Source organism: Methylobacterium sp. WL18 (genome assembly GCF_008040015.1).
GTDB classification, from domain to species: domain Bacteria; phylum Pseudomonadota; class Alphaproteobacteria; order Rhizobiales; family Beijerinckiaceae; genus Methylobacterium; species Methylobacterium mesophilicum.
This window is the reverse complement of the sequence record NZ_VRVD01000568.1, coordinates 1-3,057: the sequence shown is the minus strand read 5'-3', so window position 1 is coordinate 3,057 and position 3,057 is coordinate 1. Positions and strand designations below refer to the sequence as shown.

General features: G+C 70.0%; 2 protein-coding genes and 1 pseudogene. 2 read left to right on the top strand and 1 reads right to left on the bottom strand.

From position 1 onward, the window contains the following. A pseudogene (locus FV228_RS25080) lies at window positions 1-357 on the bottom strand (hypothetical protein); the annotation flags it as partial. Between the two features lie 380 nt (window positions 358-737). On the opposite strand from FV228_RS25080, the gene FV228_RS25075 reads away from it, so the two are divergent. Beyond that, a complete protein-coding gene (locus FV228_RS25075; RefSeq protein WP_058195058.1) occupies window positions 738-1,337 on the top strand; it encodes a superoxide dismutase in 600 nt (199 codons plus the stop codon). A 382-nt stretch (window positions 1,338-1,719) separates the two neighbouring features. Further along, window positions 1,720-3,057, top strand: a 1,338-nt coding sequence (murJ, locus tag FV228_RS25070) for a murein biosynthesis integral membrane protein MurJ (protein ID WP_147857031.1), incomplete at its 3' end; no start/stop codon positions are given.

Genomic DNA, 3,057 nt, shown 5'->3' with positions numbered 1-3,057 from the left:
GCGCAGGCTGGGCTCGATCCGCGGCCGCTCGGGATCGAAGGCCGGCTCGACGATCGGGGGCACGATGAAGGCGGGGGCGGCCGGCAGCACCGGCGGCAGACGCGGCGCGCCCTCGACGACGGGGCCGGATGCGGCCGAACTCAGCGCCGGGCGCAGTCCGATCGTCCGCTCCAGCCGCCGGAACACCAGGGCGAGCACGCCGATCCCGAACAGCACGGCGCCCGACGAGGCCGCGACCGATCCCGCGATCACCATCGCGAGGCCGCTCTCCAGACGCACATAGGGAAAGCCCTGGATCACGGCGGCGCAGCCCCCGATGGCCATGGCGGCGGCGAGCGCGAACAGCGCAGCGATCATGTTACTCTCTAGAGATGGGCCGGCTAACCGCCGACGCTTACGGCGTGGCGCACAGTAAGGCCTTGCGGTCATATTGCAAAACCCGATGGCGAGATTGCCCGGGATACCGGTTCTCGGGCGGGACGTCCGCGCCGGCGGCACGCGCATCCGCCGGAACTTCGCGTCAAGCCTGGCCGCAACGGCGTTGCCGTCGCGCGGGCACCGACTTACCTACTGACCGTGACCCGGAAGCCCCCGCCGGGGACGAGGCCGCCCATGGCTGGCGCGGGCCGCTGTTTCCCGTGAAACACGGCCGGCCCCAGCTTCTTGTTATCGCACGGTTAAGCGCGGAACGCCGGACCCGGCGCTTCCGCATCGTGCCTCAAGCGGAGACAGACCCTATGACCTTCACGCTGCCGGAACTGCCCTACGCCTACGACGCGCTCGGGCCGTACATGTCGAAGGAAACCCTCGAGTTTCACCACGACAAGCACCACAAGGCCTACGTCGATACCGGCAACAAGCTGCTCGAGGGCACGGATCTCCAGGGCAAGAGCGTCGAGGAGATCGTCAAGGCCGCCTACAACACCAACCAGCCGCTCTTCAACAACGCCGGCCAGCACTTCAACCACCTCCATTTCTGGAACTGGATGAAGCCCAATGGCGGCGGCGCGATCCCCGGCGCGATCGCCAAGAAGATCGACGAGGACCTGGGCGGGGCCGAGAAGTTCAAGGCGGACTTCATCCAGGCGGGCGTCAGCCAGTTCGGCTCGGGCTGGGCCTGGCTCGCCGTCAAGGACGGCAAGCTCGCGATCCTGAAGACCCCCAACGGCGAGAACCCGCTGGTCCACGGCGCCAAGCCGATCCTGGGCGTCGACGTGTGGGAGCACTCCTACTACATCGATTACCGCAACCGCCGGCCCGACTACCTCAAGGCGTTCATCGAGAACCTGGTGAACTGGGAGTACGTCGAGAAGCTGCACGGCGAGGCGACCGCCTGATCCGGTATCCATGAGCTGGCGTCGCGGACCGATCGTGTCCGCGGCGCCCTTGAGGTAGCGGCCGAAACCGGCTCTTGATGCGCCCGTTGCCGGATGACCCGGTGCAGAAGGGTCCGGCCATTCCTTCCCATCTTCCCAACGCGACGACTCTCTCATCGCCCTCTTCCTGCTCTGCGGGAAACCCGATTCAGACATCGCCGGACGAGGCACGGGTCCCCTCTCCCGTGCGGGAGAGGGACAGGGTGAGGGGTGCGACCTCTCCGGACAGACCTGATCCCTCACCCCAACCCTCTCCCGCACGGGAGAGGGGGCTCGTCGCGGTCTTCGCGAGGCAATACGTGGCCCCCCTCCCCCGCAGAGGGGGGAGGGGAGTTTGCCGTCCATGATCCGCTCCATCCTCTCGGTGGGCGGCTGGACCCTGGTCTCGCGCGTCACCGGTTTCGCCCGGGACGTGGTGATGGCCGCCGTGATGGGCGCGGGGCCGATGGCCGACGCCTTCGTGGTCGCGTTCCGGCTGCCGAACCATTTCCGCGCGATCTTCGGCGAGGGCGCGTTCAACACCGCCTTCGTGCCGGCCTATGCCGGGCTCGCCGAGGCCGGCGCCTCCGGGGCGGCCCATCACTTCGCCGACCGCGTCTTCACCCTGATGCTGATCGTGCAGCTCGTGCTGCTCAACCTCGCCCTGCCGGCGATGCCCTGGGTGGTGCACGCCCTGGCGCCGGGATTCGCCGAGGACGGCGAGCGCTTCCAGCTCGCGGTGGCGCTGACCCGGATCACCTTCCCGTACCTGCTGTTCATGACCCTGGTGACGCTGCTGTCGGGCATCCTTAACGCCCACCGGCGCTTCGCCGTGGCGGCAGGCGCCCCGGTGCTGCTCAACCTCACGATGCTGGCGGCCCTGTCGCTCAGCTTCCTGTTCCCCAACGCCGCCTACGCGGCGGCCTGGGGCGTTGCGGTCTCCGGGGTGCTGCAGTTCGGCCTGCTGTGGTGGGGCTGCCGCCGGGCCCGGGTGATGCCGGACCTGGCCGTGCCGCGCTCCGACCCGGCGCTGAAGCGGTTCTTCGTGGTGCTCGGGCCCGCGGTGATCGGGGCGGCCGGCTTCCAGATCGCCACCTTCGCCGACACGATCATCGCCAGCTGGCTGCCCACCGGCGCGGTTTCGGCCCTGTACTACGCCGACCGGCTCTACCAGCTGCCGTTCGGGGTGATCGCGATCGCGGCCGGCACCGTGCTGCTGCCGGAGATGAGCCGGCGGATCGCTTCCGGCGACGTCGCCGGCGCGCACGCGGCGCAGAACCGGGCGGCGGGGTTCTCCCTGGCCCTGTCGGCGCCGTTCATGGTGGCGTTCCTGACCATCCCGGGCCTGATCATGGCGGCCCTGTTCCAGCGCGGCGCCTTCGGGGCCGAGGATGCCGCCCGGGCCGCCTCGGTGCTGGCGGCCTACGGGCTCGCCCTGCCCGCCGTGGTGCTGGTGCGCAGCGCGGTGGCGAGCTTCTACGCCCGCCAGGACACCAAGACCCCGCTCTGGGCGTCGCTGACGGCGATCGGGGTCAACGTCGCGCTCAAGCTCTGGCTCACCGGGCCCTACGGCGTCACCGGCCTGGCGCTCGCCACCGCGGTCAGCCAGTGGGTCAACCTGCTGCTCCTGGTCGTCCTAGCCAGGCGCCGCGGCTGGACGGCGCCCGGCCGCACCCTCGGCCTCACGGTGCTGGGCGTGGGG